The sequence below is a fragment of the Stenotrophomonas sp. 99219_Sma genome, from assembly GCF_056480785.1.
Map to the genome: position 1 here is coordinate 1,726,612 of NZ_CM151117.1, position 21,537 is coordinate 1,748,148.

Annotated in this window: 23 protein-coding genes; 17 read left to right on the forward strand and 6 right to left on the reverse strand. The window is 66.0% G+C overall.

Annotated elements, in window-relative coordinates:
- Window positions 1–76: 76 nt before the first annotated feature.
- The 5 genes from ACZK13_RS07960 (at window position 77) to ACZK13_RS07980 (ending at window position 3,334) form a co-directional block, all read left to right on the forward strand.
- Window positions 77–325, forward strand: coding sequence for an FAD assembly factor SdhE (locus ACZK13_RS07960; protein WP_005409080.1), 249 nt, complete (start codon window positions 77–79; stop codon window positions 323–325).
- A complete protein-coding gene (locus ACZK13_RS07965; RefSeq protein ID WP_125895115.1) occupies window positions 276–725 on the forward strand; it encodes a hypothetical protein in 450 nt (149 codons plus the stop codon). Before ACZK13_RS07960 ends, ACZK13_RS07965 begins: the two co-directional genes overlap by 50 nt.
- Before the next feature lie 23 nt (window positions 726–748).
- Complete coding sequence (locus ACZK13_RS07970) at window positions 749–1,990, forward strand: lipoprotein-releasing ABC transporter permease subunit (RefSeq protein ID WP_125895117.1); 1,242 nt, start codon at window positions 749–751, stop codon at window positions 1,988–1,990.
- The gene (gene lolD, locus ACZK13_RS07975; protein WP_005409083.1) at window positions 1,983–2,696 is read left to right on the forward strand and encodes a lipoprotein-releasing ABC transporter ATP-binding protein LolD; all 714 of its coding nucleotides are present in this window, start codon (window positions 1,983–1,985) and stop codon (window positions 2,694–2,696) included. Before ACZK13_RS07970 ends, lolD begins: the two co-directional genes overlap by 8 nt.
- A gap of 188 nt (window positions 2,697–2,884) precedes the next feature.
- The gene (locus tag ACZK13_RS07980) at window positions 2,885–3,334 is read left to right on the forward strand and encodes a DUF6491 family protein (RefSeq protein WP_032128869.1); all 450 of its coding nucleotides are present in this window, start codon (window positions 2,885–2,887) and stop codon (window positions 3,332–3,334) included.
- Window positions 3,335–3,408: 74 nt separating this feature from the next.
- Here ACZK13_RS07980 and ACZK13_RS07985 read toward each other — a convergent pair whose 3' ends face one another.
- From ACZK13_RS07985 to ftsY, 3 genes are all read right to left on the reverse strand, one after another.
- On the reverse strand, window positions 3,409–3,678 hold the full coding sequence (locus ACZK13_RS07985; protein ID WP_125895118.1) for an oxidative damage protection protein: 270 nt from the start codon (window positions 3,676–3,678) through the stop codon (window positions 3,409–3,411).
- Window positions 3,679–3,683: 5 nt separating this feature from the next.
- Window positions 3,684–4,808 carry an A/G-specific adenine glycosylase gene (gene mutY, locus ACZK13_RS07990; protein WP_125895120.1) on the reverse strand — a complete coding sequence of 375 codons (1,125 nt, stop codon included), beginning with the start codon at window positions 4,806–4,808 and terminating at the stop codon, window positions 3,684–3,686.
- 82 nt (window positions 4,809–4,890) lie between these two features.
- The gene (gene ftsY, locus ACZK13_RS07995; protein ID WP_125895122.1) at window positions 4,891–6,219 is read right to left on the reverse strand and encodes a signal recognition particle-docking protein FtsY; all 1,329 of its coding nucleotides are present in this window, start codon (window positions 6,217–6,219) and stop codon (window positions 4,891–4,893) included.
- Window positions 6,220–6,348: 129 nt separating this feature from the next.
- Here ftsY and ACZK13_RS08000 point away from each other — a divergent pair, with 129 nt between their 5' ends.
- On the forward strand, window positions 6,349–6,648 hold the full coding sequence (locus tag ACZK13_RS08000; RefSeq protein ID WP_032128872.1) for a hypothetical protein: 300 nt from the start codon (window positions 6,349–6,351) through the stop codon (window positions 6,646–6,648).
- A gap of 280 nt (window positions 6,649–6,928) precedes the next feature.
- Here ACZK13_RS08000 and htpG read toward each other — a convergent pair whose 3' ends face one another.
- Window positions 6,929–8,818 carry a molecular chaperone HtpG gene (gene htpG, locus ACZK13_RS08005; protein WP_125895124.1) on the reverse strand — a complete coding sequence of 630 codons (1,890 nt, stop codon included), beginning with the start codon at window positions 8,816–8,818 and terminating at the stop codon, window positions 6,929–6,931.
- Window positions 8,819–9,128: 310 nt separating this feature from the next.
- On the opposite strand from htpG, the gene ACZK13_RS08010 reads away from it, so the two are divergent.
- The 8 genes from ACZK13_RS08010 to ACZK13_RS08045 all read left to right on the forward strand — a co-directional run bounded on the left by ACZK13_RS08010 (window position 9,129) and on the right by ACZK13_RS08045 (window position 15,170).
- Window positions 9,129–9,698 (forward strand): hypothetical protein, encoded by a 570-nt coding sequence (locus ACZK13_RS08010; RefSeq protein WP_253143889.1) that lies wholly within the window; start codon window positions 9,129–9,131, stop codon window positions 9,696–9,698.
- Window positions 9,676–10,221, forward strand: a complete 546-nt coding sequence (locus ACZK13_RS08015; protein WP_125895128.1) for a hypothetical protein — start codon at window positions 9,676–9,678, stop codon at window positions 10,219–10,221. The genes ACZK13_RS08010 and ACZK13_RS08015 overlap by 23 nt, the downstream gene beginning before the upstream one ends.
- Before the next feature lie 133 nt (window positions 10,222–10,354).
- On the forward strand, window positions 10,355–10,933 hold the full coding sequence (rsmD, locus tag ACZK13_RS08020; RefSeq protein WP_180836687.1) for a 16S rRNA (guanine(966)-N(2))-methyltransferase RsmD: 579 nt from the start codon (window positions 10,355–10,357) through the stop codon (window positions 10,931–10,933).
- 26 nt (window positions 10,934–10,959) lie between these two features.
- Entirely contained in the window at window positions 10,960–11,469 is a 510-nt protein-coding gene (gene coaD / locus ACZK13_RS08025; RefSeq protein WP_032130277.1) for a pantetheine-phosphate adenylyltransferase, read from the forward strand.
- 60 nt (window positions 11,470–11,529) lie between these two features.
- Window positions 11,530–12,021, forward strand: coding sequence for a hypothetical protein (locus ACZK13_RS08030; protein WP_004153167.1), 492 nt, complete (start codon window positions 11,530–11,532; stop codon window positions 12,019–12,021).
- A gap of 132 nt (window positions 12,022–12,153) precedes the next feature.
- Window positions 12,154–12,435: a YfhL family 4Fe-4S dicluster ferredoxin gene (locus tag ACZK13_RS08035; protein ID WP_004153175.1), complete on the forward strand. Its 282-nt coding sequence runs from the start codon at window positions 12,154–12,156 to the stop codon at window positions 12,433–12,435.
- Entirely contained in the window at window positions 12,432–14,162 is a 1,731-nt protein-coding gene (gene ggt, locus ACZK13_RS08040; RefSeq protein WP_049400410.1) for a gamma-glutamyltransferase, read from the forward strand. Before ACZK13_RS08035 ends, ggt begins: the two co-directional genes overlap by 4 nt.
- A gap of 120 nt (window positions 14,163–14,282) precedes the next feature.
- Entirely contained in the window at window positions 14,283–15,170 is an 888-nt protein-coding gene (locus tag ACZK13_RS08045) for an MBL fold metallo-hydrolase (protein WP_049400411.1), read from the forward strand.
- An 85-nt stretch (window positions 15,171–15,255) separates the two neighbouring features.
- On the opposite strand, the gene ACZK13_RS08050 is transcribed toward ACZK13_RS08045, so the two are convergent.
- Together ACZK13_RS08050 and upp are read right to left on the reverse strand one after the other, a co-directional pair.
- On the reverse strand, window positions 15,256–15,549 hold the full coding sequence (locus ACZK13_RS08050; protein WP_032130275.1) for a PsiF family protein: 294 nt from the start codon (window positions 15,547–15,549) through the stop codon (window positions 15,256–15,258).
- A gap of 146 nt (window positions 15,550–15,695) precedes the next feature.
- Window positions 15,696–16,328: a uracil phosphoribosyltransferase gene (gene upp / locus ACZK13_RS08055; RefSeq protein ID WP_005409099.1), complete on the reverse strand. Its 633-nt coding sequence runs from the start codon at window positions 16,326–16,328 to the stop codon at window positions 15,696–15,698.
- 215 nt (window positions 16,329–16,543) lie between these two features.
- Here upp and ACZK13_RS08060 point away from each other — a divergent pair, with 215 nt between their 5' ends.
- Genes ACZK13_RS08060 through ACZK13_RS08070 form a run of 3 tightly spaced genes read left to right on the forward strand, consistent with a single transcriptional unit; the run spans window position 16,544 to window position 21,536 of the window.
- Entirely contained in the window at window positions 16,544–19,057 is a 2,514-nt protein-coding gene (locus tag ACZK13_RS08060; RefSeq protein WP_478482512.1) for a TonB-dependent receptor, read from the forward strand.
- A complete protein-coding gene (locus ACZK13_RS08065) occupies window positions 19,057–20,172 on the forward strand; it encodes a phytase (RefSeq protein ID WP_478482411.1) in 1,116 nt (371 codons plus the stop codon). Before ACZK13_RS08060 ends, ACZK13_RS08065 begins: the two co-directional genes overlap by 1 nt.
- A 14-nt stretch (window positions 20,173–20,186) precedes the next feature.
- Window positions 20,187–21,536 (forward strand): purple acid phosphatase family protein, encoded by a 1,350-nt coding sequence (locus ACZK13_RS08070; RefSeq protein WP_478482513.1) that lies wholly within the window; start codon window positions 20,187–20,189, stop codon window positions 21,534–21,536.
- Window position 21,537: the final 1 nt, after the last annotated feature.

Below are 21,537 nucleotides of genomic sequence, written 5' to 3' on the forward strand. Positions count from 1 at the left end.
GAGCCACGCCACGCGTGGCTGTGCCACCCCAGTAGAGCCACGCCATGCGTGGCTTTGCTGTATCTGGAGAAACATGATGGAAGAAGACGTTCTGCTGAAGAAGCTGCGCTGGCGTTGCCGCCGCGGCATGCGTGAGCTGGACCAGCTGTTCGGTCGCTACCTGGACCACGAATGGAGCACTGCGCCGACCGAAGAGCGCGAGGTTTTCCTGTTCCTGCTCGACTGCGAGGACGATAAGTTGTGGCGCTGGTTCATGGGCTATGAGGCCTGTCCACATGCGCACGCGATCCCCCTCATGCAGAAGATCCTCGCCCTCAAGCCTTGAGTGGCGCCCCTCGCGGCTGCAGGCTGCCGCCCAGTTGGCGGTGCTGCTGGCTGCGCCCTGGCTGCTGCGTGCATCGGATCTGCCTTCACGGCTGCTGATGCCCGCGGTGGTGCTGGCCTGGGTCATCGGGTTGGCCGAACTGGCCTGGCGCCAGCGCAGGCCACGCGTGCAGGTGCTTCTGCCGCTACCACCTGAGCCGCTGCAGGTGGCCGGGCAGGACGCCGATGCACCCCAGCTGGTCGTGCGTGGCCCATGGCTGTTGTTGCTCTGGCGTGAGGATCGGCGCCGCCGGCGCCTGCTGTTCTGGCCGGATGTGCTCGATTCCGGGCAGCGACGTGAACTGCGACTGGCCGTGGCCGCACGTGGCGTTTCCCGTAGGCCCCGGTCGATGGCACCATAAGCTGAATTGACCGGCGTGCCTGCATGTTCAAACCCATTCCCGTGGCCATTGGCCTGCGCTACCTGCGCGCCAAGCGCCGCAACGGCTTCATCTCCTTCATCTCGATGGCATCGATCCTGGGCATCGCGCTCGGCGTCACGGTGCTGATCACCACCTTGGCGGTGATGAGCGGTTTCCAGAAGGAAATCCGCAGCCGCCTGCTGCAGATGACCGCGCACACCACCATCAGCCGCGACGGCGAGCCGATGCCGGACTGGATGCGCGTGGTCGACGTGGCCAGCAAGGACCCACGCGTGGCCGGTGCTGCGCCGTACATCGAGATCCAGTCGATGATCAGCGGCCCGCGCGTGCAGGGCGCGATCATCCAGGGCATCGACCCGGCGCTGGAGCCGAAGGTATCGGTGATCGACAAGAAGGTCACCAAGGGGAGCTATGGCAGCCTCACGCCGGGCAGCTTCAACCTGCTTCTGGGCAAGGAACTGGCGATCTGGCTGGGCGTTGATGTCGGCGACCAGGTGCTGGTGACCTTCGCCGAAGTGCAGGGCACGCCTGCCGGTGCGGTGCCACGGATGAAACGCTTTACCGTGAGCGGCCTCTTCGAGGCCGGCTACAACGAGGTCGACCGAGGTGTCGGCTTCGCCAACATGAAGGACCTGGAGCGCGTGCTGCGTTCCGATGGTGCTACCGGCGTGCGGCTGAAACTGCACGACATGGACCGTTCGCTGGAAGTGGGCGTGGATCTGGCGCAGAGCCTTGGCGGCGCTTACCGCGTGAGTGACTGGACCCAGCAGAACGCCAACCTCTACCACTCGCTGCGCATGGAGAAGGTGGTGATGGGCATCCTGCTGTCGCTGATCATCGCCATGGGCGCGTTCAACCTGGTGTCCTCGCAGGTGATGCTGGTCACTGACAAGCAGGCCGACATCGCCATCCTGCGCACGCTCGGCCTGACCCCGGGCGGGGTGATGCAGGTGTTCATGGTGCAGGGTTCGCTGATCGGCATCTTCGGCACGCTGGCCGGCCTGATCGGTGGCATCACCCTCACACTCAACCTGGAGCGCATCCTCGGTGCCATCGAGAGCGTGTTCAACGTCAAGCTGATGCCGGAGGATGTGTACTACATCACCGGCCTGCCGACCGACATGCAGACCGGCGACGTGGTGGCGATCACCGTGGTCGCGCTGCTGATGAGCTTCCTGGCCACCCTGTATCCCGCCTGGCGGGCAGCACGCACCCAGCCGGCGGAGGCCCTGCGTTATGAATAAGGTCTTCAACCGCGGCGATGAAGTGATCCGCGCCGAAGCACTGGGCAAGACCTACGCCGAAGGGCGCATGCAGACCCCGGTGTTCGATGGCCTGGACCTGACCGTGACCGCCGGCGAAACGGTCGCGATCATCGGTGCCTCCGGCGCCGGCAAGAGCACGCTGCTGCACCTGCTGGGTGGCCTGGACATTCCGACCGCCGGCGAGGTCTATGTGACCGGCCAGCGCATGTCAGCGCTGTCCGATACCGCGCGCGGCCTGCTGCGCAACCAGGCGCTGGGCTTCGTCTATCAGTTCCACCACCTGCTGCCTGAGTTCACCGCGCTGGAAAACGTGATGATGCCGGTGCTGCTGGCCGGTACTGCAGTGGCCGAGGCGAGCAGCCGGGCCACCACGCTGCTGGAAGCGGTCGGCCTTGGCCATCGCCTGGACCACAAGCCCGGCGAACTGTCCGGTGGCGAACGCCAGCGTGCCGCAGTGGCGCGTGCGCTGGTCAATCATCCGGCCTGCGTGCTCGGGGACGAGCCGACCGGCAACCTCGATGACCGCACCGCGGCGACGGTGTTCGAGCTGATGCTGGAACTGAATCGTGCGCGGCATACCAGTCTGGTGCTGGTGACCCACGACCGCAGCCTGGCACGGCGCCTGGACCGGGTGCTGGAGCTGCGCGAGGGGCGCCTGCACGCACTGGCCCACGCCGACGTCTGAGGCGCTGGGCACGCTTTGGTGGAAGCCGACCTTGGTCGGCTGCTCCTGCAGGGCAAGCGCCAACCAAGGTTGGCGACTGCCGTGGTCCGGCCAGGAGCCGCCGACCGGCTGCTGAATGGGGCACTGGCTTTCGCGCCGGCGTTGTCTGCGCAGGCGCATGATGGCGACAGTTCCCCGAGGAGATCGCCATGAAGACCCCGATCCTGATGGCCGGACTCTGCCTGGCGCTGGCCGCCTGCGCGACCACCGGCCGGCTCAGCTCTGCCGAGAAACTTGACCTGTACCGTGCCCATGCCGGCGCGCCGCAGAACGACATGCAGTTCTTCGGCAGCCTCAACGGCTGGACCGAACTGGGTGATAGCGCGCTGGCGGTGTGGACGCGTCCCAGCGAGGCCTATCTGCTGGAATTGAGGGGGCCCTGCCAGGACCTGCCGTATGCCACCGCCATCGGCCTGACCAGCCAGATGAACCGTGTTTCGGCGCGTTTCGACAAGGTGCTGGTGCGCGACCCCACCGGCGGCCCGCGCATGCCGTGCTTCATCGACAGCATCCGCAAGCTGGACGTGAAGGCGCTGCGTGCCTCCGAGCAGGAGCTGCGCCAGGCGCAGGTGCAGGAGCGCGAGGAAAGCACGAAATAGCGTGGTAGTGCCGGCCGCTGGCCGGCATCGCGCAGATGCCAGGTTGCCGGCCAGCGGCCGGCACTACCTGTGTGTCAGGCTTCCGGGGTGAAGCCGGCCGGCTTTTCCGCGTCCTTCTCGAACAGGAACTTGATCAGTTCGCCTTCAAGGAACGCGCGATGCTCCGCCGTGCGCGGCGACAGGCGGTTCTCGTTGATCAGCATGGTCTGGTGCGCCAGCCACGCAGCCCAGGCCTGCTTGCCGATGTTGTTGAAGATGCGCTGGCCCAGTTCGCCGGGGTAGGGCACGAAGTCCAGGCCCTCGGCATCGCGTTGTTCGTACTGGCAGAAGACGGTTCGGGACATGGCATTCACTCGTGGTTGCGGGGTTTCTTGGAATTTCGTTTCGGCGTCTTGATCGTTGCGCCGTCGAGCAGTTTGCGGATCGGTGCCGGCAGGCCCAGCGCGTGCAGTTCGTCGCTGGCGACCCAGCGCAGCGTGGGTTCTTCCACGTGCAGGCCGTGTACCTGCCGCGACAATACCTGCAGATGCAGCTTGTAGTGGCTGAAGGTGTGCTGCAGCACCGGCAGCTCTTCGGCCTCTTCCAGCGAGCCGTCGACGTGCACGTCGAACCAGTCCTGCAGCACGCTGCCGGCATCGGCCTGCGGCAGCGTCCACAGCTGCGCCCAGATGCCGGTGTCCGGCCGCTTCTGCAGCAGCACACGCTGCTGGGCGTCGCGCAGCAGCAGCGCAACGGCCTCGCGCTCGGGCAGGGTCTTGCTGGGCTTGGGCGTGGGTAGTTCAGCCGTGCGGCCTTCGCGCCGTGCCACGCAGTCATCCTGCAACGGGCAGATCACGCAGGCCGGTTTGGCACGGCTGCACACCGTCGCGCCCAGGTCCATCTGCGCCTGCGTGTAGTCGGCCATGCGCCCGGCCGGCACCTGCATCACATGCGCCTCGGCGATCGCCCACAGCTGCTTCTCGATGGCCGGCAGCCCGGGGAAACCATCGATGCCGTGGTAACGGCTGAGCACCCGCTTGACGTTGCCATCGAGGATCGCGAACGGGTCGTTCCAGGCCTGGCTGAGGATCGCACCGGCGGTGCTGCGGCCGATGCCGGGCAGGGCATGCAATGCATCGAAATCACGCGGCAGGTCGCCGTCGTGCAGTTCCACGCAGCGCTTCGCAGCGGCATGCAGGTTGCGTGCGCGGGCGTAGTAGCCGAGCCCGGCCCACTGCGCCATCACCGCGTCGTTGCTGGCGGCGGCAAGGTCGGGCAGGGTCGGGAAGTGCTGCAGGAACCGCTGGAAATACGGGATGACCGTGGCCACCTGGGTTTGCTGCAGCATGATTTCCGACAGCCAGACCCGGTAGGGACTGCGCGGGTGCTGCCAGGGCAGGTCGTGGCGGCCGTGGTCGTCGAACCAGTGCAGCAGGCGGGCGACGAAACCGTCTTCCCGGGCAGTCTTGGCGCTGGCGTGCGGCTGGCGGGGCATCGGTGTTCCAGAGAGGCAGCCACCCGTGGGGTGGCTCTACTGGATTGCAGTAGAGCCACGCCATGCGTGGCTGCACGGTGTATCAGGCGCCCAGCGCTTCGGGCAGCAGGGCGTCGACGAAAGCTTCCGGGTCGAACACGCGCAGGTCTTCCGGGCGCTCGCCGATGCCGGCGAATCGGATCGGAATGCCGAACTCGCGGGCCAGTGCGAACACCACGCCGCCCTTGGCGGTGCCGTCCAGCTTGGTCACTACCAGGCCGGTCACGTTCACTGCGGCATTGAACTGGCGCAGCTGCGACAGCGCGTTCTGGCCAGTGGTGCCGTCGATCACCATCAGCACTTCGTGCGGGGCGGTGGGGTCGATCTTGCCGAGCACGCGGCGGATCTTGCCCAGCTCGTTCATCAGGCCGGATTGGGTGTGCAGGCGGCCCGCGGTATCGGCGATCAGCACCGAGGTGCCACGGGCCTTGCCGGCCTGCAGCGCGTCGAATGCCACCGAAGCGGCATCGGCGTTCTGCCCCTGCGCGACCACGGCCACGCCGTTGCGCTCGCCCCAGGCCTGCAGCTGGGCCACGGCAGCGGCGCGGAAGGTGTCACCGGCGGCCAGCATCAGGCTGTGGCCATCGTCCTTGAAGCGCTTGGCCAGCTTGCCGATGGTGGTGGTCTTGCCGACGCCGTTGACGCCGACGGTGAGCACCACGAAGGGCTTGGCGTTGCGGTCGATCAACAGCGGCTTGGCCACCGGCTGCAGGATTGCGATCAGCTCGGCGCGCAGCGCGGCCAGCAGCGCATTGGCGTCGGCGAATTCGCGCGATTTCATGCGCTTGCGCAGGCCCTCGACCAGGTCGGTGGTGGCGCCCACGCCGACGTCGGCGGTGATCAGTGCGGTTTCCAGCTCGTCCAGCAGGTCGTCGTCAAGCTTGGGGTTGCGCGAGAACAGGCCACCAAAGCTGCGCGCGATGACGCTGTTGCGCAGGCGCTCGCGCCAGCCGGGCTTGCCAGCCGGCGCCGGAACGGCGTCGATCGAGGCGGCGGCAGGCAGGTCGTCGGTGACCGGTGCCGGTGTCGGTGCCGGGGTGGGCTCAGGCAGCGGTACGGGGGCCGGTTCGATGGCCGGGGTCGCGATGGGGGCGACGTCGATCTGAGCCGACGGTGCAGGAGCTGCCGGAACCGGTGCGGCTGGGGCCGGAATAACCGGGGTGGGCTCGACAGCGACCGGAACGGCGGTTGCTGGGGGCGGCTCGACCGGTACAGGCTCGGCCGGTACTGCTACCGGCGCCGGCTCCTTGTCCTCGACCGGCGCGGCCGACGGGAATGCCGCCGCCAGCTCTTCAGCCGAGTAGTGCTGGGTCTTGGGCGCCTCCGTTGCGGGGGCATCCTGGGGCTTCTTGCGGCGGAAAAAACTGAGCATTGGCAAAAGGCGCTGAAATCAGAGGGATATGCTACCACTCGGGCCTGTCGGGCCGATGTGGACTCAAGGTTGCGGCCCACCGGCCGTTAACCGGTCCGGAGGGCTGCGTCGTGCGGCCCGGAGACCGCCATGGACAACGTGATGGGAATCGCCCTCAGCGGGATGCGTGCGGCCCAGCAGGGCGTGCAGGTGGCCGCGCACAACGTGGCCAACCTGGCGACCCCGGATGCCCAGCACCTGCAGTTGCAGCGCATTACCACCGAGCAGGGTGGGGTGCAGGCTTCGGTGGCGTCCATCGGCGCCGATGCCGGCGCGCCGCTGGGTGATCTGCTGGCCGCGAAAGCCGAGGTCGTGGCCTTTGCCGCCAATGCCACGGTGATCCGTCGCCAGGACCAGATGCTGGGCTCACTGCTGGATCGGGACGCCTGAACCCCCTCGGCAGCTGCCAACCGCCACCCCTGGTGGGTGCCAACCTTGGTTGGCACGCTCGACCCGCCTTGGTAGGTGCCAACCTTGGTTGGCACGCTCGACCCGCCCTGGTAGGTGCCAACCTTGGTTGGCACGCTTTTGGGGCGCCAACCAAGGTTGGCCTCTACCAGGGCAGCAGTGCCAACCAAGGTTGGCACCTACCAAAGCAGGAATGCCAACCAAGGTTGGCATCCACCAGCACCCGGTAGCGCCGGGCCATGCCCGGCGACCACCGCCTCGATCAGACCGACAGCTCCAGCAGCAGCTTGTTCAGGCGCGCCACATAGGCACCCGGATCCTTCAGGCTGTCACCGGCGGCCAACGCAGCCTGGTCGAACAGCACCCGGCCGAGGTCGTCGAAGCGCGCGCCATCGGCTTCGGCATCAAGCTTGGCGATCAGTGGGTGGCCCGGGTTGATCTCCAGCACCGGCTTGCTGTCCGGCACCTTCTGCCCGCTGGCCTCCAGGATCTGGCGCATCTGCAGGCCCAGGTCCTGTTCGCCGATGGCCAGCACAGCCGGCGAATCGGTCAGGCGGTGCGAGACGCGCACTTCGGCCACGTCATCGCCCAGCACCGTCTTCAGGCGCTCGACCAGGCCCTGCTTGTCCTTCGCCGCCGCTTCCTGTTCCTGCTTGTCCGCTTCGGTTTCCAGGGCGCCCAGGTCGAGGTCGCCACGGGCGATGTCGACGAAGCCCTTGCCGTCGAAATCGGTCAGGTAGCCCATCAGCCACTCGTCGATGCGGTCGGTCAGCAGCAGCACTTCCACACCCTTCTTACGGAACACTTCCAGGTGCGGGCTGTTGCGGACCTGGCTGTAGCTCTCGCCGGTCAGGTAATAGATCTTGTCCTGGCCTTCGGTCATGCGGCCGAGGTAATCGGCCAGCGACACGCTCTGCGCATCGCCGTCGCCACGGGTGGAGGCGAAGCGCAGCAGGCCGGCCACCTTCTCGCGGTTGTTGTAGTCCTCGGCCGGGCCTTCCTTCAGCACTTGGCCGAATTCCTTCCAGAACGTGGTGTACTGCTCCGGCTTGTCAGCGGCCAGCTTTTCCAGCATGTCCAGCGAGCGCTTGGTCAGCGCCGCCTTCATCGAATCGATGACCGGGCCGGACTGCAGGATCTCGCGCGAGACGTTCAGCGACAAGTCGTTGGAGTCGACCACACCCTTGATGAAGCGCAGGTACAGCGGCAGGAACTGCTCGGCCTGGTCCATCACGAACACGCGCTGCACGTACAGCTTCAGGCCCTTGGGTGCATCGCGGTGATACAGGTCGAACGGTGCGCGGCCGGGCACATACAGCAGCGAGGTGTACTCCAGCTTGCCCTCGACCTTGTTGTGGCTCCACGCCAGCGGATCGCTGTGGTCGTGTGCCACGTGCTTGTAGAACTCGGTGTACTCGGCGTCGCTGATCTCAGTGCGCGGGCGGGTCCACAGCGCGCTGGCGCGGTTGACGGTCTCCCACTCGCCGGCAGCGCCGTCTTCGCCCTCCTTGGGCATCTGGATCGGCAGGCCGATGTGGTCCGAATACTTCTTGAGAATGCTGCGCAGGCGCCAGCCATCGGCGAAGTCGTGCTCGCCGTCCTTCAGGTGCAGCACGATGCGGGTGCCGCGCTCGGCCTTGTCGACCGTGGCGACTTCGAAATCGCCTTCGCCGCGCGAGGTCCAGCGCACGCCTTCGCCTGCAGCCAGGCCAGCGCGGCGCGAGGTCACTTCCACTTCGTCGGCGACGATGAAGGCACTGTAGAAGCCGACGCCGAACTGGCCGATCAGCTGCGAATCCTTCTTCTGGTCGCCGGACAGCTGGCGCAGGAAATCGCCGGTGCCGGACTTTGCAATCGTGCCGAGGTGGGCGATGGCTTCGGCGCGGCTCATGCCGATGCCGTTGTCTTCGATGGTGATGGTGTGGGCGGTGGGGTCGAAGCTGACGCGCACGCGCAGTTCGCTGTCGCCTTCCAGCAGGGCCGGCTGGGTCAGGGCCTCGAAACGCAGCTTGTCGGCGGCGTCGGCGGCGTTGGAGACCAGCTCGCGGAGGAAGATTTCCTTGTTGGAGTACAGCGAGTGGATCATCAGTTGCAGCAGCTGCTTGACTTCGGTCTGGAAGCCAAGGGTTTCGGTCTGGGTGGTCTCGGTCATCGATAAGGCTCCGTGTGCAATGCCGCGCCAGCGCGTGCGGCCTCGCCAAGGGGTATGGCTGATTGTCCCGAAATCAAGGGGGCGAGCGGGGGGGGGCGTGAATCCCGTTGGATTGCCTTGACCGTTCGCTGCCATCACTCGCGTGGGTCGCATTTGGCCCTGCTCAAGGCGGTCGGTCAGCCCCAGGGTCGCGTCAGCCAGGCACACGATGGGCTGATCCAAGGGGGGGCGCCCAGATTGTCGTATTCAATCTCTTGTCTTGCCCAGGAAAGCCGGTCAGGGTCGTGAGACAATTCAGCGGGGCGGTTCGATGGCGATAATCACCATGACAAGGCATCTGGATTTCGATCAGTTCCTCAGGGAGCAGAATGCAGGGAAGGCCGAACGCGGCAACTTGGTTGACCGCAAGGCTCAATGGCTGGAGAAAATCCAGATTCTCTATGCGACTGTCCAGGAAATTCTTTTTCCGTACATAGAGCGCGGCGCCATGGGGGTCCGTGTGTCCAGCATGGAGCTCCGTGAAGAGTTGCTGGGTAGTTACGAAGTGCCGAGTCTGAACATCGACCTGGGAAACAGCAGCGTACGCTTCGTTCCGGTAGGGACGATCCTGCTGGGGTCGCCTGGGCGTGTGGACCTCGTGGGGCCGCACGGCAAAGTCCGCTTCGTGCTGACCTTGCCGGATGCAGATCGACCGATACTTGTCGGGTCGACCGCTTCCGAAGGGGCTCGCCCCGACAAGCAGCCGAAACCGATGGATCTGGCTGCGTACGTCTGGAAAGTGTCCACGTCTCCGCCCCTGATCCGCTACAGCGCTCTGGATCCGGAAGCACTGCAGTCGGCCATCATGGATGTTGCCCGTGGCCAATCCGCTCGTCGTTAATCCCGATCTTCCCAATTACATGCACGTGATGGGACATCACGCCACCACACGCGCAGCGATCGACCTGCTCTTTTCCGAAGACAATCCTGACAACTCGGACCTATCCCGGCAGGAGCTCGAAAAGCGCCGCAAGGCATGCGTCCAAGTCCAGCAAAATCGGGACATGATGGCGTTGCTGGCCTTTCTGGAAGCATGTTTCCGATTGGACTACGCAAACAGAAAGCGTCTGAAGCTCAAGGATGGACTGTCCAGGGTCCTCATCAGGTTGTTCAATCGCAAGCGCAACAAGGCCGCGCTCATGGACGACATCGTCAAGGCCTGGCTGCAGCAGGGTGTGCTGACCCATCACCAGTACGACCGTATCAACAGCGCATTCCAGCTTCGGCACTGGATTGCCCATGGACAGTATTGGTCCCCAGCGAAGATCAAGCCTCATGATCTTTGGGAAGTGGCCGAGTTCGTAGAGAGTCTGGTCAATGCGCGGATGTTTCAGAGCGATGGAGTCGACCTGGCTGGGGCGTGATCCCGACATTGGAGTCCCATGCCCCCCAGGTGACCTGCGGTGACCGTTGATTCGACGCATCCCCGGGCGCTGCCCGGACGACTACAATCCCGCTCATGCTGAAATTCTCGAATACCTCCCGCCGGGGGCGCCGATGAGCGGCCGTGGCGGCAATGACGGCCAGGTCCGCATCATCGGCGGGCGCTGGCGCAATACCCGCCTGCCGGTGCCGACCCTGCCGGGGCTGCGGCCCAGCAGCGACCGCGTGCGCGAGACCCTGTTCAACTGGCTGATGCCCAGGCTCGGTGGGGCCCGCGTGCTGGACCTGTTCGCCGGCAGTGGCGCACTGGGCCTGGAGGCGGTCTCGCGCGGTGCCGCACACGCCACCCTGGTCGAACGCGACGCGCAGCTGGGACGCAATCTGACCGCTGCCGTGACCAAGCTGCAGGCCAGCGACCAGATCAGCGTCGTGCAGGCCGATGCCCTGCGCTGGCTGCAGGGCGCGCCGGCGCAGCAGGCCGATCTGGTCTTCGTCGACCCGCCGTTCGCCGACGGCCTGTGGCAGGACGTGCTGGCCCAGCTCCCGCGGCATCTGGCCGCCGATGCCTGGCTGTACCTGGAATCGCCGGCCGGCCACGTGCCGGTGCTGCCGCCGGACTGGCTGCTGCACCGCGAGGGCGGCACCCGCGAGGTGCGCTTTGCCCTGTACCGCCGCGCCACTGCTACACTTTGACCTCATCTGAACATCTGCAACCGCCCATGACCGTGGCCAATCGCCGCATCGCCGTTTACCCCGGCACGTTCGACCCCATCACCAATGGTCATATCGACCTGGTGAGCCGGGCCGCGCCGCTGTTCGAAAAGGTCGTGGTCGGCGTGGCGCAGAGCCCGTCCAAGGGCCCGGCGCTGCCGCTGGAGCAGCGCGTGCAGCTGGCGCGTGGCGCGCTGGCCCACCACAGCAACGTCGAGGTCATCGGCTTCGATACCCTGCTGGCGCATTTCGTACGTTCGGTCCAGGGCGGGGTGCTGCTGCGCGGCCTGCGCGCGGTGTCCGACTTCGAGTACGAGTTCCAGATGGCCAGCATGAACCGGCACCTGATCCCCGAGGTCGAGACCCTGTTCCTGACCCCGGCCGAGCAGCACAGCTTCATTTCGTCCTCGCTGGTCCGCGAGATCGCGCGCCTGGGCGGCGACGTGTCCGGCTTCGTGCCGGCCGCGGTGCTCGAAGCCCTGCGCAAGGTCCGCGAAGCGAAGTCGGCACAGTCGTAAGCCCCGCTGTACCCGCACCCCATTACGTACAACACCACGCACCATTCCGGGAGGAAACCCATGAACACCACCATGCGCGCGATGCTGATCGCTTCGTTGGCCCTGGCCTTCACCGCCTGCAAGAAGGAAGAGGCCGCTCCGGTCGACGAGGCCAAGCAGGCCCTGGTCGCTCCGTCCAAGGACGACGATGCAGGCTGGAAGAAGTACCTGCAGGAAGTGGCGATCCAGAACATGGGCAACATCACCAACAGCCCGTTCCTGTACTACCTCTCGCCGGAATCGGACCCGGACTTCCAGGCCAAGTACGAGCGCCAGACCGAGAGCGCGACCCAGGCCGTGGCCCGTGGCGTGCAGCCGGGCAACATGCTGGCCTTCGGTTCGTCGGCCTCGGGCAAGATGGCTGACATGATCCAGGCCGTGTTCAAGGACGTGTCGCCGGATTCGATGAAGGGCGTGCGCGTCGTCTTCATCGGCCAGTCGGCCGACAACGCCCGCGTACAGGCTGCGATCCAGCCGACCGGTGCCGAGTACATTTTCGTCGAAGCCAAGTAATACCGAGCCATGGCGGCCATGCTCCGGCATGGCCCGGGCGGCGTCCTGCAAGGGCGCCGCTGATGACCTGACCGGCCCGCGCGCCCGCGCTGGCCGGTCCTTTGTCCCAGGGCGCGGGCGAGGAGTATCGCCGTGTCGCTGAAAATCAACGAGCTCTGCGTCAACTGCGACGTATGCGAGCCGGCCTGCCCGAACCAGGCCATTGCGATGGGTGAAACCATCTACGTGATCGACCCTGCGCGCTGCACCGAATGCGTGGGTCATTTCGACGAGCCACAGTGCGTGGTCGTCTGCCCGGTCGAGTGCATCGACCCGGACCCGGAGATCGTGGAAACGGAAGACCAGCTGCTGGCCAAGCTGCGCCAGCTGCAGCACGATCACCCCGAACTCTACGCGGAGCCCCCATCCGAATGAAGACGCTGATCGTCCGCCCCCTGTTGCTGCTCGGCCTGCTGCTGAGCCCGATTGCCTGGGCCGACAGCCCGGCCCGTGCCGAGCGCCCCGATGGCGCGGCCATTGCCAGCGGCCATGCGCTGGCCACCCAGGCGGGCATCGACATCCTGGCGCAGGGCGGCAACGCCTTCGATGCCGCGGTGGCGGTATCGTCCACGCTGGCGGTGGTCGAGCCGATCAGTTCCGGCCTGGGCGGCGGTGGCTTCTTCCTGCTGCACGACGCGGCTACCGGCAAGGATGTGATGCTGGATGCGCGCGAGACCGCACCGGCCGCTGCGACCCCGCAGGCCTTCCTCGACAAGCAGGGCAACCTCGACCGTGATCGTTCGGTCAATGGCGCCTGGTCGGCCGGTATCCCGGGCCTGCCTGCGGCGCTGGTTGAACTGTCGGCAAAGCACGGCAAGCTGCCATTGGCGACCTCGCTGCAGCCGGCCATCCGCATCGCGCGCGAAGGCTTCCCGGTGTACGACCGCATGGCCAAGGGCTATGCCTCGCGCCGTGAAGTGATGGAGCGCTATCCCGGAACGCGCGAGGTCTACCTGCGCAACGGCAAGCCGATCGCCAGCGGTGACCTGTTCAAGCAGCCGGAGCTGGCACAGACGCTGGAGCGCCTGGCCGCAGGTGGCTTCGATGGCTTCTACAAGGGCCAGACCGGAACGCTGTTGCTGGCCGGCGTGAAGCAGGCCGGCGGCAAGTGGACCGCTGAAGAGCTGGCCGGTTACCGCGTGAAGCAGCGCGAGCCGATCGTGTTCAACTACAACGGCTGGAAGATCACCACTGCGCCGCCGCCGTCGTCCGGTGGCATCGCGCTGGCCAGCATGCTGCAGATCCTGGAAGGCTGGGATATCAGGAAAATGGACCCGGCGCACCGCACCCATCTGGTGGTGGAGTCGATGCGTCGCGCCTACCGCGACCGCACCTTCTTCCTCGGCGATCCGGACTTCGTGCAGATCCCGCAGAAGGTGCTGACCAGCAAGGACTATGCACAGGGCCTGCGGGCGACCATCCATCCGGAGAAGGCCACGCCCAGCGACCTGCTGTCGGGCAACCCGACGCCGCTGGAAGACGACGAAACCACGCACTTCTCGATCATCGACCGCGACGGCAACCGCGTCGGCGCCACCCAGACCGTCAACCTGCTGTACGGCTCGGGGCTGATTCCCAAGGGCACCGGCGTGCTGCTGAACAACGAGATGGACGACTTCGCGCTGAAGCCGGGCACGCCCAATGCGTTCGGCGTGATGGGCTATGAAGCCAATGCGCCGAAGCCGGGCAAGCGCATGCTCAGCTCGATGACGCCGACCTTCATGGAGAACGCCGACAAGGTGGTGGTGCTGGGCACCCCGGGTGGCAGCCGCATCATCACCATGGTGCTGCTGGGCATCCTCGGCTACGACGACGGCCTGGATGCGCAGCAGGTTGCCGCACTGCCGCGCTACCACCACCAGTGGCTGCCGGACCTGATCGAAGCCGAGGACGATGCGTTCGACGCGGCGACGGTGAAGCAGCTGCAGGCGATGGGCCACAAGATCGACCTGCCGGGCAATGTCGCCGCGGGTGGCCGCGGTTCCAGCCACGTGTGGGGCAACCTGCAGACCGTGGAATGGGACCGCAGGGCCAACAAGCTGTTCGGTGGCAGTGACCCGCGCAACCCGGTGGGCAGTGCCCAGGTGGTGCCGGCACACTGATCCGGTGGTGCCGGCTGCGGGCCGGCAATCCGGCTGATTATCGAAACCCCGCCTTTGCCGGCGGGGTTTTCTGTTTCCCTTCTAGCGATTATTTAACGAGCCGGCGCCGATAATCGACACATGAAACTCTGGTCTATTCGTGGAAACTCGCAGCGGCTTGATGGCGGCGCGATGTTCGGCAACGCGCCGCGCGCGTTGTGGGAAAAATGGGCGGCACCGGACGAGCTCAATCGCATCGAGCTGGCCTGCCGTGCGCTGCTTGCCAGCCCGCTGGAAGGCAAGACGGTGCTGTTTGAAACCGGTATCGGCGCGTTCTTCGATCCGCGCATGCGCGAGCGCTACGGCGTGCAGGAAAGCCAGCACGTGCTGATCGATTCGCTGCGCGAAGCCGGCTTCGAGCACGAGGATATCGACGTGGTGGTGCTTAGCCACCTGCATTTCGATCATGCCGGTGGCCTGCTGGCGGCATGGAGTGAAGGGCGTGAGCCCGAGCTGCTGTTCCCCAACGCAACCTACGTGGTCGGCGCACAGCATTGGCAGCGCGCCGTGCAGCCACACCCGCGCGATCGCGCCAGCTTCATTCCGGAACTGCCGGGCCTGCTGCAGGCCAGTGGCCGGCTGGAAGTGGTGGACGGGGAGTACTCGAAGGCGCTCGGCCGCAGCGTGCGCTTCAGTTACAGCGACGGGCATACACCGGGGCTGATGCTGGCCGAGATCGTCGGTCACGCGCATCCAGGCGAAAGTGCGCATGGTGGCGTGGTGTTCTGTGCCGACCTGATCCCGGGCCGTTCATGGGTACACGTGCCGATCACCATGGGCTATGACCGCAATGCCGAGCTGCTGATCGACGAGAAGCGGCAGTTCCTGGAAGACAAGCTGGCGCGCAACGTGCGGCTGTTCTTCACCCACGACCCGCAGGTGGCATTGGCGCAGCTTGGCAGGGATGACAAGGGGCGTTTCGTGACCCTGCACGAGCAGGGTGAGCTGAAGGCACGCGCCCTGGGGTAATGGCATGGCCGGGCAATGCCCGGCCTTTTACTGATGACGGTATATCCACGCCATGCGTGGATGGCGTTTCATCCGGACACGACCATTACGACGCCTTCAGGCAGCTGCTCATGAAGGTCTTGCGCGCATCACCGGCCAGCTTTTTGGCGCCCGCGTCAGCGTTGCACTTGCGCATGCGTTCCTGCTGCGTATTGACCGGCTTGGCGTCGGCCGCGTGGCCGCTGAGGCAGGAGCTCTGTGCAGTCTTGTAGGCATCGCCCTTCAGCCCCTTGTTCTTGGCCGAACATTCGGCCATGCGCTGCTGCTGCGGAGTGGTGGCATTGGCAGCCAGGGGCAGGCCGACCAGCAGGACGGCGGCCAGCAGGAAAGAGGCTTTCATCGGGAGCTCCAAGGGTGGCGGGTGCGCGGAGCATTCGCTTCCCGGCGCCAAGAGCACGTGAAGAATCGCAACGCGGCCGCGATGGCCTGCGCTGTTGGGGTCAGACCCCTTTCGCGGCGAAAGGGCTCTGACCCCGGTTCTTCGGATCAGCCGACGCGGGTACCGAAGATGCGGTCACCGGCATCGCCCAGGCCCGGCAGGATGTAGCCCTTGTCGTTGAGCTGGGCATCGATGGCCGCGGTGTAGATCTCCACGTCCGGGTGCACGGCCTTGACCGCCTCGATGCCTTCCGGCGCGGCCACCAGGAAGATGCCCTTGATGCGGCGGGCGCCGGCACGCTTGAGCATGTCGATGGTGGCGATCAGGGTGCCGCCGGTGGCCAGCATAGGGTCCAGGATCAGCGCGTCGCGCTCTTCCAGGCGCCCGGTCAGGCGCTCGAAGTAGGGCACCGGCTGCAGGGTTTCCTCATCGCGCTGCAGGCCGACCACGCTGACACGGGCCGCCGGGATCAGCGACAGCACGCCGCTGAGCATGCCCAGGCCGGCGCGCAGGATCGGCACCACGGTGATCTTGGCGCCCGCAATGCGCTGCACGGTGACCGGGCCGGCCCAGCCGGGCAGGGTGTGCGGCTCGGTGTCCAGGTCGGCGGTGGCCTCGTAGGCCAGCAGCGTACCCAGCTCGTTGGCCAGTTCGCGGAAATCCTTGGTGCTGAGCGCAGCGTTGCGCATCAGGCCGATCTTGTGCTGCACCAGCGGGTGGCGCACTTCGACGATCTTCATGGTCGGGAAGGGAAAAAGGAGAGAGGGCGCCATTTTGCCGGATCGGCGGGCCGAACCCAAACCTGGCCCGGAGCGGCGTTACTCGAAATGTGCAGGCGCATGTCACGGCCATGCAACCTTGCGGACATACCGTGCAGACCCATTCTTAACAGGAATGGGGATTCCCAGTGCATATCAAGACTCCGTTGGCCGTTGCCATCACCCTGACCCTGGCGATGGGGGCCGCAGCCCCGCTGCAGGCGGCCGGGCAGCAGGCGGTTGCCGCCACCGGCGCCGTGGCCGCTGATGCGGTCGACCTGGACCGCATCGAAGTGCGCGCCCAGCTCGAATCACAGATCCGCGCGGTTGACCTCAAGCGCAGCAGTGATGCGATCGAAGACGCCGTGTCCTCCGATGCACTGGGCCAGTACCCGGACAAGAACGTGGCCGAGTCGCTGCAGCGCCTGCCGGGCATCAGCGTGACCCGCGACCAGGGCGAGGGGCGCTTCGTGGTCATCCGTGGTCTGGACGCCAACCTCAACAGCGTCAGCGTGGATGGCATCGCCATCGGTACGCCGGAGGATTCCAGCCGCGCCGCACCGCTGGACGTGATCCCGTCCGACTCCACCGAGCGCCTGCGCGTGGTCAAGTCGCCGACCCCGGACATGCCGGGTGATGCCATCGGTGGCGCCGTGCTGGTGGAATCGGCCTCGGCCTTCGACCGCAACGGTCGCAGCCTGCGTGGCAAGATCGAAGGCAGCCACCAGCAGTTGTCCGGTGAGACCAGCCCCAAGGCTGCCTTCAACTACAGCGAAGTGTTCAACGACACCTTCGGTGTGGCGCTGGGCGTGAACTACCAGAAGCGCAAGTTCGAGTCGGACAACACCGAAGTGGAGTATGACGGCAAGGACGATGCCGTCCCCGGCGATGTCACCGCGATCAACCTGCAGCACCGCAAGTACGAGATCGAGCGCAAGCGCATCGGTGCCAACCTCAACCTCGACTGGCGCCCGAATGAAGACAGCAAGTACTACCTGCGCACGCTGTACAGCCAGTTCGACGATGCGGAGACCCGCCAGCGCGTGATCTTCAACTTCGACGACGCGAAGATGGTCAAGACCGGCACCGACCAGTACCGCCTGGATGGAATGCCGAAGGATTCCATCGACAAGCGCATGCGCTACCGCACCAAGAAGGAAAACACCTTCGCGGCCAGTCTCGGTGGCGAGAACAAGCTGACCAACGCCGTGGTCGATTACCGGATCGGCTACACCCGTACCGAAGAGCGCGTGAACGACGAGATGGAGGCCCGTTTCAAGCTTGATGGCAAGGCCTTCAATGGCACCCTCGACCAGCGCAGCCGCCTGCCCAGCTACAGCTTCGACAACCCGCAGTGGCTGGACAACAGCAACTACGCGTTCGACCGCTTCGTGCTCTCGCCCAAGCAGGTCAACGACAAGGAACACAGCGCGCAGGTCAACGTACGCTTCGACGGCGACAGCAGCAGCATCAAATTCGGCCTGCTGGGTCGCTGGCGCGACCGTGACGTGAATGTGGACGAGCGCGAACTGCGTGTCGGCCCGAAGGTGGCGCTGTCGAGCTGGAGCACCTCCTCGCCGGAGCACCGCCACGGCAACCTCGGTGACGGCATGGATTCGGCCGCGATGCGTGCCTTCTGGGCGGCCAATGGCGGCCAGTACAGCGCCCGTCCCCAGGATGCCGGTGGCAACGCGATGACATCGCTGGAAGAGGACTACGTGGCCAGCGAAGACATCTTCGCCAGCTACGCCATGGGTACCTGGGATGTGGGCGCGCTGCGCATCATCGGCGGTGTGCGCGTGGAAAACACCCAGTTCAAGGCGATCGGCAACCAGGTGGACGTGGCCGCCAACGGACGCAGCTTCACCGTCACCCCGCGGGTGGCCAACAGCAGCTACACCAACGTGCTGCCGGGTCTGCACCTGCGCTACGACGCGGCCGATGACTGGGTACTGCGCGCCTCGGCCAACAAGACCGTATCGCGTCCTTCCTTCGGCGATGTCTCGCCACGCGTGGGCTACAGCCGCGGCGACGAGGAAGTGCGCCTGGGTAATCCGGAACTGGATCCGTACGAGTCGAAGAACATCGACCTGTCGGTGGAGAAGTACATCGGCAGCACCGGTATCGTTTCACTTGGCCTGTTCCACAAGTCGATCGATGGCTACATCGTGCAAACGGTGCGGACCAATGATCCCGCTTATGGCGGCTTTGACGTGACCCAGCCGATCAATGGCCGCAAGGCCACCGTGCGCGGTGCGGAATTCAACTGGCAGCAGCAGCTGGCCTTCCTGCCGGACGGCCTGGATGGCCTGCTGGTCGGTGCCAGTGGCACCTGGCTGGATACCAAGTTCGATGCCGGCATCAAGGACCGTGCAGGCGAGGACTTCACACTGCCGCGCGCCTCCAAGCATGTCTACAGCGCACACATCGGCTATGAAAAGTACGGTGTGAGTACACGCCTGGCGGCGGTGTACCGCAGCGAGTACCTGGACAGCATCGGCAAGGGCCGGGCGTTCGACATCTACGTTGCACCGAACACCCAGCTCGATTTCTCGCTGGACTACAAGTTCACCCCGCGGGTGAGCATGTATTTCGAAGCACAGAACCTGCTGGACAAGCCGCTGGAGCTGTACCAGGGCACGCGCTCGCGCACCCTGCAGATGGAAGAGTACGGCCGCACCTATGCGCTGGGCCTGAAGGTGGCACTGTGATGGGGCGTGGCATCACCGTCCTGGCGGTCGCGCTCGCGGCGACCCTGGCCGCCGGCTGCACGCCGGCGACCGGCAACGATCCGGCCGCGGCCCCTACGGCAGCGAAAGCCGGGGGCGCGCGCACGGTGACCACCATCGCCGAAGCCTTCCTGTCACCGATGACCCCGGCCGACAACATCGATTCGCCGGCGGCGTGGCGTGCGCCGGATGGCAAGCTGTGGCTGATTGCCACCGCCAAGGCCACCGACAAGCTGGTGGTCTACGATGGCAGCACCGGCCAGCACCTGCGTGACGTTGGCAGCAGCGGCACCGGGCCAGGGCAGTTCGATCGCCCAAACGGCATCGCGGTGACCGACGACCTGCTGTGGATCGTGGAGCGCGACAATCACCGCGTGCAGGTGCTGAGCCTGCCGGACTTCGCGCCGCTGGCGACGTTCGCTGCGGACGACCTGCGCAAGCCGTACGGGCTGTGGGTCGACCGCCGTGCCGATGGCTACAGCGTCTACGTTACCGACTCCTGGGACAACGGCGAGGATGCGCAGGGGCGTGACATCCTGCCGCCGCTGGCCGAGCTGGACAAGCGCGTGCGCCAGTACCACGTGACCCGCGACGGTGCGAAGGTCGAGGCGAAGCTGGTGGCCAGCATCGGTGACACCAGCGAAACCGGTGCGCTGCGCGTGGTCGAGTCGATCTGGGGCGATCCGGAGAATGATCGCCTGTTGATCGCCGAAGAGGATGAGAGCTACGCCAGCGAGTTCAAGGTCTACACCCTGGCCGGACGCTTCACCGGCACCACGTTCGGCCGCGACGTGTTCAAGGCGCAGGCCGAAGGCGTGACCCTGCGTACCTGCGGCAAGGACGGCTGGTGGATCACCACCGAACAGGGCAAGCAGCGCAGCGTGTTCCATCTGTTCGACCGGCACACGCTGAAGCCGGTGGGCGCGTTCCAGGGGAATACCGTGGCCAACACCGACGGCATCTGGATGATGCAGCAACCCAGTGCGCGCTTCCCGCACGGCGCACTGTATGCAGTGCATGACGACCAGGGCGTGGTGGCGTTCGACTGGGAGAGCATCGCCAAGCAGTTGGCATTGCCGCTGGAGTGTGGCGCATGAGCCGGCAGTGCGTGATGCGCACGCTGGCGTTGGGCCTGCTGCTGGCACTGCCGTCGCTGTCGTTCGCAGCGGCCGAACCCAACACCCAGGTGCCAGCGGGCAGCCGCCACTACGCAGCGACGCCGGTGCCGGATCGCATCGTCGCCTCGCCGGCGGTGGATCCCAGCTACGGTTTCGCCGTGGCCTGGCGTACTGACGGCAGCGTGCAGGCACCGCTGCTCGAGATTGCCCTCGCCGGGGATTCGCCGGCCATCGAGGGCATCCGCCAGGTGCGTGCGACGACGCGAGCACTGCAGACCGAGAACGGGCTGTCGCACCATCATCGTGCCGACATCGCTGGCCTGCAGCCGGACACCCAGTACGTCTACCGCGTGCAGGGCAATGGCAGCTGGAGCGCCTGGAACCAGCTGCGCACGCTGGCCGCGGCCGACAAGCCGCTGACCCTGCTGTACTTCGGTGATACCCAGAACAAGAACGTCAGCCATGTCAGCCGCGTGGTGCGTGCCGCACAGAAGGCTGCACCGCAGGCGCGCATGAGCCTGTTCGCCGGTGACCTGGTCAGCGGCGGCGACAACATGGACGACAGCGAATGGGGCGAGTGGTTTGCCGCCACCGGATGGCTGGCGCAGGAAACACTGGTGGCCCCGGCGATCGGCAACCATGAGTACTTCGAGGAATTCGAGGACACGCCGCAGGAGCGTCGCGTGCTGGGCCGGCACTGGCCGGTGACCTTCGCGCTGCCGGGCAATGGCGCCACCGCCGCGCAGCAGACCAGCTACTGGTTCGATGCGCAGGGTGTACGCGTGGCGGTGGTCGATGGCACCTCGGCACTCGACCTCGGCACCGCCAAGGCGCAGGCACAGTGGCTGGACAAGGTTCTGACCGGCAACCCGCAGCCGTGGACCATCGTGCTGCTGCACCAGCCGTTCTACTCACCCCGCGAAGGCCGCGAGAACGCTGCGCTGCGTGACGTGCTGTTGCCGGTGGTACGCCGCCACAGCGTCGATCTGGTGCTGCAGGGCCACGATCACACCTATGGTCGCCGTGGCGAAGGGCATGCCGCGACGCCGCAGTATGTGGTGACCGTGGCCGGACCGAAGCAGTACCGCCTTTCCGACGAAGCACGCAGGACGATGGATCCGGTGGCCGAGGATACCCAGTTGTTCCAGGTGTTGAACATTGATCCGCAGCACCTGCGCTATGAAGCACGCACGGTGACCGGCCGTCTCTACGATGCCTTCGAACTGCGCCGTGATGCCAAGGGTGGCAAGCAGCGCACGGAGCTGACCGAAGGTCGCATCAGGCCACGCGACTGCCCGCGTGCACAGACCGCCAAGGGCCGTGCCGACCGCTGCTGGGAGTGAG